Genomic DNA, 6,413 nt, shown 5'->3' with positions numbered 1-6,413 from the left:
GCCGGGGCGGGGGCTGACGTGCAGCGTGCCCGTTCGGCGCCCCGCGACGGCTGGGCCGACAAGGTCGAGGCGCACGGCCTGGCGTTCCACCGCACCGCGCACCCCGAGCACCTGACCCGGCCCTACTGGGACGAGTCCGTGCACTACACCTTCGACATGGACGAGGTGCTCGCCCTCGAAGGGGTCGTCGACGAGCTGCACCGGATGTGCCTGGAAGTGGTGGAGCACGTCGTTTCCACCGGCCGCTACCACGCCCTCGCCATCCCGGACTGGGTGGCGCCGCTGATCGAGGAGTCGTGGCGGCGCGGCGACCCGCACCTGTACGGGCGGTTCGACCTGCGCTACGACGACCACGGGCCCGCCAAGCTGCTGGAGTACAACGCCGACACCCCGACCGCGCTGGTCGAGAGCTCCGTCGTCCAGTGGTACTGGCTGCAGGACACCCATCCCGGGGACGACCAGTGGAACTCCATCCACGAACGGCTCGTGGCCCGCTGGAAGGAGATCGTCCCTACCGTGGACGGCGGCCCGGCTCATTTCGCCTGGACGGCCGGTGACGAGACCGGCGAGGAGGTCATGACGATCGCCTACATGCAGGAGACCGCCGAGGAGGCGGGCCTTCCGGGCGTGGCGATCGCCATGGAGGACATCGGCTGGGACCCTGCGCGCGGGCGTTTCGTCGACCTGGACGAGCAGGAGATCCGGACGCTCTGCAAGCTCTACCCGTGGGAGTGGATCGTCTCGGAGCAGTTCGGACGCGAGATCCCGGGCACCCCTACGACGTGGATCGAGCCCATCTGGAAGATGATCCTGTCGAACAAGGCGCTGCTCGTCCTTCTGTGGGAGCTGTTCCCCGGGCATCCCAATCTGCTGCCCACCTACCTGAACACGCCGTCGAACCTCACGTCCTACGTGCAGAAACCGCTGCTCGGACGGGAGGGCGCAAGCATGCGCATCGTCACCCCGGACGGGAGCGAGCAGCGCACCCAGGGCGACTACGGCGCGGAGGGCTTCGTCTTCCAGGAGTTCTGTGCGCTGCCCGACTTCGACGGGCAGCACCCGGTACTGGGGGCGTGGGTCGTCCACGACGGTCCGGCCGGGATCGGTATCAGGGAGACGTCCGGGCTCGTCACCGACGACACGTCGTCGTTCATCCCGCACCGCATCCCGCTGTAGCGCGGCGGCACGTCTCCTGAGGCCGAAGGGCTACTGGAGCTTCGCAGGGACGTCGAAAGTGGCGACGACCGCCTGCCAGATCCTCTTGGCGGATTCGCCGTCGGCGAGCGCCTGTTCGATGGTGCGGCCGCCCAGTTCGGCCAGGACGTGGTCCTTGGCCACGCTCCCGGCGTAGGTCTCGCCGAACTGCTGGTTCATCCGATCCCAGAAAACTGTGAGCCGCACCCTTCAACGCTATCCGACGGCCTCACTCCCGGGGCCGTACGAGCCGGGGCGGGGTCCAGCGACTGCGCGACCTCGCCGGGAACCGCCGGGGCGGCACCCTCGCGGTACTGCCGGTGCAGGCCGGTCAGGTAGCGCTCGACGCCTTCGATGACGCGCGCCGTCCGGTAGGAGGGGAAGACGTCGAAGGCGTGCTGGGCGCCCTTCATCTCCGCGTAGACGACGGGCGCGCCGGAGACGTCCCGGAGCCGTTCGACGAACCGGCGCGCCTCCGCCACGGGGATGAGCGAGTCGCGGTCGCCGTGGATGACGAAGAAGGGCGGAGCGTCCTCGCGGAGGTAGGTGACAGGTGACGCCTTGGCGTACGCCTCGTGGTTCTCCGCGAAGGGCTTCTTGACGACCATTCGCTCCATGAGGCGGGTCGCGCCCATGGGAACCGGCCAAGGCCCCGCCTCGAAGAGGTTGTAGACGCCGTAGAACGGAACGGCGCCCTGCACGCTGGTGTCGGCGTCCTCGAAGCCCGGCTGGAACTCCGGCACGTTCGCGGTCAACGCCACCATCGCCGTGAGATGCCCGCCGGCCGAACCACCCGTCACGCAGAGGAAATCGGGGTCGGCGCCGTACTCCTCGGCGTGCTCCTTGTACCAGGCGACGAAGTGCTTCAGGTCGATCAGGTGCTCAGGCCAGGTCGCGCGAGGACTGAGCCTGTAGTTGACGTTGAACCCCACCCACCCTTGGACGGCCATGTGGTTCAGCAAGGGCAGGCCCTGCTCACGCTTGTCTCCGATGACCCACGCGCCGCCGTGGATCTGCATGAGCCCGGGACGCAGTTCCCCACCGGAGCGCCCGCCTGCGGTACGGAAGACATCCAGCTTCAGCCGCAGCCGCCCCTCCTCGTGGGGCGAGGTACCTCCTTCGTGGAACGAGGTACCTCCTTCGTGGAACGAGGTACCTCCTTCGTGGAACACGATGTTGCGTTCGACGCGGACGCCCTTGCGAGGGATGAGGCACAGCTGCGGGACGAAGAGATGCGCACGCGGATAGCGGGGCGCGTCCTCCGGGTCCAGGTCGAGGGGGACGCCGCTGTCCCGCAGGGTGACGACCGTGCGGCGCGTCGCGACGAGTGTGGCCGCGACGCCCGCCATGCCGAGGACGGCAAGGACGAGGCCGGTCCAGCCCGCCCAGCCGTCCAGCCCCCCGAACGCCGCCGTGAGGGCGGTCGCCGCCGCCCAGGTGACGAGCACGTGCGGCGCCATCTCGATCGTCAGCCAGCCCACGAAGAAGCTCGGCGCGAGGAGGACGGCGCCGCGCCGGGGAGCGTGCGCGTTGGCCGCGGCCAGGGCGAACAGCACCCCGAGGGACAGGAGGAGGTAGGGCATCGGCACTCCGTCGGCGGCGGGGACTCCTACCCGTAGACCATGCCCGGACAAGTGCCTGCTTACAATGTGACGCACACCACGTGGCCGCACTTTGTCGGACCCGGGAGGCAGTATGGCGGCATGGGCGGTGACGTGCTCGAACGCTTCTCTCCGGCGACCCGGGCGTGGTTCTCCGGAGCCTTCGCCGCGCCCACTCCCGCCCAGCGCGGTGCGTGGGCGTCGATTTCGAGCGGGGACGACACGCTCGTCGTGGCGCCGACCGGCTCCGGCAAGACCCTGGCGGCGTTCCTCTGGTCGCTCGACCGGCTCGCCGGCGGGCCGGAGCCCGAGGAGGCCCTGCGGCGCTGCCGGGTCCTGTACGTCTCGCCGCTGAAGGCCCTCGCCGTCGACGTCGAGCGCAACCTGCGCGCCCCGCTGACCGGCATCCGCCACGCGGCGCGGCGGCTCGGCCTTCCGGAGCCGAGCGTCCGGGTCGGGATGCGGTCGGGCGACACCCCGGCCGACGAGCGCCGCCGGCTGGCCACCAGGCCGCCCGACATTCTGATCACGACACCGGAGTCGCTGTTCCTGATCCTCACCTCCCGGGCGCGCGAGTCGCTCCGCGGGGTGGAGACGGTCATCGTGGACGAGGTGCACGCGGTGGCGGGGACCAAGCGCGGCGCTCACCTGGCGCTGTCCCTGGAACGCCTCGACGCCCTCCTCGAACGGCCCGCCCAGCGGATCGGCCTGTCGGCGACCGTCCGCCCGGCGGACGAGGTCGCGGCGTTCCTGGGCGGGACGCGGCCCGCGACGGTCGTCCAGCCGCGTTCCGACAAGGTCTTCGACCTCGACATCGTCGTCCCGGTGGAGGACATGGGCGAGGTCGGGCAGTTCGTCGACGACTCGGGCACGGCCGATCCGCGCCAGCGCAGCATCTGGCCCCATGTCGAGGACCGACTGCTCGACCTCATCCAGGCGCACCGCTCGACGCTCGTGTTCGCGAACTCGCGGCGGCTGGCCGAGCGCCTCTGCGGCCGCCTGAACGAACTCGCCTACGAGCGCGCCACCGGCGAGCCCCTGCCCGAGGACCACTCCCCCGCGGCGACGATGGCCCAGGCGGGCGCGGGCAGAGGGGCGCCCTTGGAGATCGCCCGCGCGCATCATGGGTCGGTCTCCAAGGAAGAGCGGGCCGGTATCGAGAACGCCTTGAAGGAGGGTCGTCTGCCCGCCGTCGTGGCGACGTCCAGCCTCGAACTGGGCATCGACATGGGCGCGGTCGATCTCGTCGTCCAGGTGGAGTCGCCGCCATCGGTGGCCAACGGGCTCCAGCGCGTCGGACGCGCGGGCCACCAGGTGGGAGCCGTGTCCAAGGGCGTCATCTTCCCCAAGTACAGGGGCGATCTCGTCCAGACGGCGGTGGTGGCCGAACGCATGCGCGGCGGCGAGATCGAGGAGCTGCGTTACCCGCGCAACCCCCTGGACGTCCTCGCGCAGCAGATCGTCGCGATGGTCTCCATGGACGAGTGGACGGTCGAGGACCTGGAGTCGCTCGTCAAGCGCGCCGCCCCCTACGCCACGCTCCCCCGCTCCGCGCTTGAGGCGACCCTCGACATGCTCGCGGGCCGCTACCCCGGCGACGAGTTCGGCGAACTGCGCCCGCGCGTCGTCTGGGACCGCGTCACCGGCGTCCTGCGCGACCGCCCGGGGGCGCAGCGCCTCGCCGTGACCAGCGGCGGGACGATCCCCGACCGCGGCCTCTTCGGCGTCTTCCTGGTGGGCGAGAAGGCGTCGCGCGTGGGAGAACTCGACGAGGAGATGGTGTACGAGTCGCGCGTCGGCGACGTGTTCGTCCTCGGCGCCAGCTCGTGGCGGATCGAGGACATCACCCCGGACCGCGTGCTCGTCTCGCCCGCCCCCGGGCAGCCGGGGAAGCTGCCGTTCTGGCACGGCGACACGCTCGGCCGCCCCGCCGAGCTGGGCCACGCGCTCGGCTCGTTCACCCGCGAGCTGGCGGGCCTGCCGGACGGCGACGCCCGCGAGCGCGTCACCGCCGCCGGGCTGGACGCGTGGGCCGCCGCCAACCTGGTCTCCTACGTGAACGAGCAGCGGGAGGCCACCGGCCACGTCCCCGACGACCGCACGATGGTCGTCGAGCGTTTCCGCGACGAACTCGGCGACTGGCGGATGGTCGTCCACTCGCCGCTGGGCGCGCGTGTGCACGCGCCGTGGGCGCTCGCCATAGCCGGACGCCTGCGCGAACGGTACGGCGTCGACGCGCAGGCGATGCACGCCGACGACGGCATCGTCATCCGCATCCCCGACATGGACGAGCCGCCCGGCCTCGACCTGGCCGTGTTCGACGCCGACGACGTCGAGCGCACCGTCGTGGACGAGCTGGGCGGCTCGGCGCTGTTCGCGGCCCGGTTCCGCGAGTGCGCGGCCCGTTCGCTGCTGCTCCCCCGCCACCGCCCCGGCAAGCGCATGCCGCTCTGGCAGCAGCGCCAGCGCGCGGCGCAGCTGCTGGCCGTCGCGAGCAAGTACCCGTCGTTCCCGATCGTCCTGGAGACGATGCGCGAGTGCCTGCAGGACGTGTTCGACGTCCCGGGCCTGGTGCAGCTGATGCGCGACCTGTCCGGACGCAAGGTCCGCATGGTCGAGGTGGAGACGCCCGAGCCGTCCCCCTACGCCCGCTCGCTGCTGTTCCACTACGTGGGCGCGTTCATGTACGAGGGCGACTCCCCGCTCGCCGAACGCCGCGCCCAGGCGCTCGCGCTCGACACGGCGCTCCTGTCCGAGCTGCTCGGCCAGGCCGATCTCCGCGAACTCCTCGACCCCGAGGCCGTCGCCGACACCGAGCGCGAGCTCCAGCGCCTGGCGTCCGACCGCAAGGCCCGCGACCTGGAGGGCGTCGCCGACCTCCTGCGCGCCCTCGGCCCCCTCACCACGGCGGAGGCGGCCGAGCGCACCCTCTCCGAGGGCGGGGAGGCGGCCGTCCAGGTGTCGCGGTGGCTGGAGGAGCTGGAGGCGACCCGGCGGGCGATCCGGGTCAGGATCGCCGGGGCGGAGCACTGGGCCGCCATCGAGGACGCGGCGCGGCTCCGGGACGCGCTCGGGGCGCCGCTGCCCGTGGGCGTGCCCGAGGCGTTCCTCGAACCGGTGGCCGACCCGCTCGGCGACCTGATCTCCCGATACGCGCGCACGCACGGGCCGTTCCGGGCCGGCGAGCCCGCCGCGCGCTTCGGCCTGGGGTCCGCCGTGGCGGTCGAGACGCTGCGGCGGCTGGCGGGCGCGGGGCGCGTCGTGGAGGGCGAGTTCCTGCCCGTCGAGACCGTGACGGGCCCGCTGACCACCGAATGGTGCGACACGGGCGTGCTCCGGACGCTGCGGCGCCGGTCCCTGGCGCGGCTGCGCGCCGAGGTGGAGCCGTCCCCGCCGGAGGCGCTCGGGCGTTTCCTGCCCGTCTGGCATGGGATCGCGGGCGGCTCCCGGCTGCGCGGCGTCGACGCGCTCGTCCAGGCGATCGAGCAGCTGCAGGGCGCGGCCGTCCCCGCGTCGGCGCTGGAGACGCTGGTCCTGCCGGCCCGGGTCCCCGGCTACTCCCCCGCCATGCTGGACGAGCTGACGTCCGCCGGCGAGGTCGTGTGGGCGGGCCAGGGC

Annotated in this window: 4 protein-coding genes; 2 read left to right on the top strand and 2 right to left on the bottom strand. The window is 72.2% G+C overall.

Annotated features, from left to right (window positions below):
* Positions 1–18 precede the first annotated feature (18 nt).
* The gene (locus E1281_RS35805; RefSeq protein ID WP_131884140.1) at positions 19–1,176 is read left to right on the top strand and encodes a glutathionylspermidine synthase family protein; all 1,158 of its coding nucleotides are present in this window, start codon (positions 19–21) and stop codon (positions 1,174–1,176) included.
* Between the two features lie 30 nt (positions 1,177–1,206).
* Here the strand turns inward: E1281_RS35805 and E1281_RS35800 are convergent, their stop codons facing one another.
* Together E1281_RS35800 and E1281_RS35795 are read right to left on the bottom strand one after the other, a co-directional pair.
* Positions 1,207–1,401 carry a DUF3046 domain-containing protein gene (locus E1281_RS35800; RefSeq protein ID WP_131884139.1) on the bottom strand — a complete coding sequence of 65 codons (195 nt, stop codon included), beginning with the start codon at positions 1,399–1,401 and terminating at the stop codon, positions 1,207–1,209.
* On the bottom strand, positions 1,371–2,777 hold the full coding sequence (locus E1281_RS35795) for an alpha/beta hydrolase (protein WP_131884138.1): 1,407 nt from the start codon (positions 2,775–2,777) through the stop codon (positions 1,371–1,373). The genes E1281_RS35800 and E1281_RS35795 overlap by 31 nt, the downstream gene beginning before the upstream one ends.
* A gap of 120 nt (positions 2,778–2,897) precedes the next feature.
* Here E1281_RS35795 and E1281_RS35790 point away from each other — a divergent pair.
* A partial coding sequence (locus E1281_RS35790; RefSeq protein WP_131884137.1) for a DEAD/DEAH box helicase occupies positions 2,898–6,413 on the top strand: 3,516 nt, incomplete at its 3' end.

The organism is Actinomadura sp. KC345 (assembly GCF_004348515.1).
In the GTDB taxonomy this organism is placed as follows: Bacteria; Actinomycetota; Actinomycetes; order Streptosporangiales; family Streptosporangiaceae; genus Spirillospora.
The sequence above is the reverse complement of the archived record's forward strand: the minus strand, read 5'-3'. Positions and strand labels throughout refer to the sequence as shown.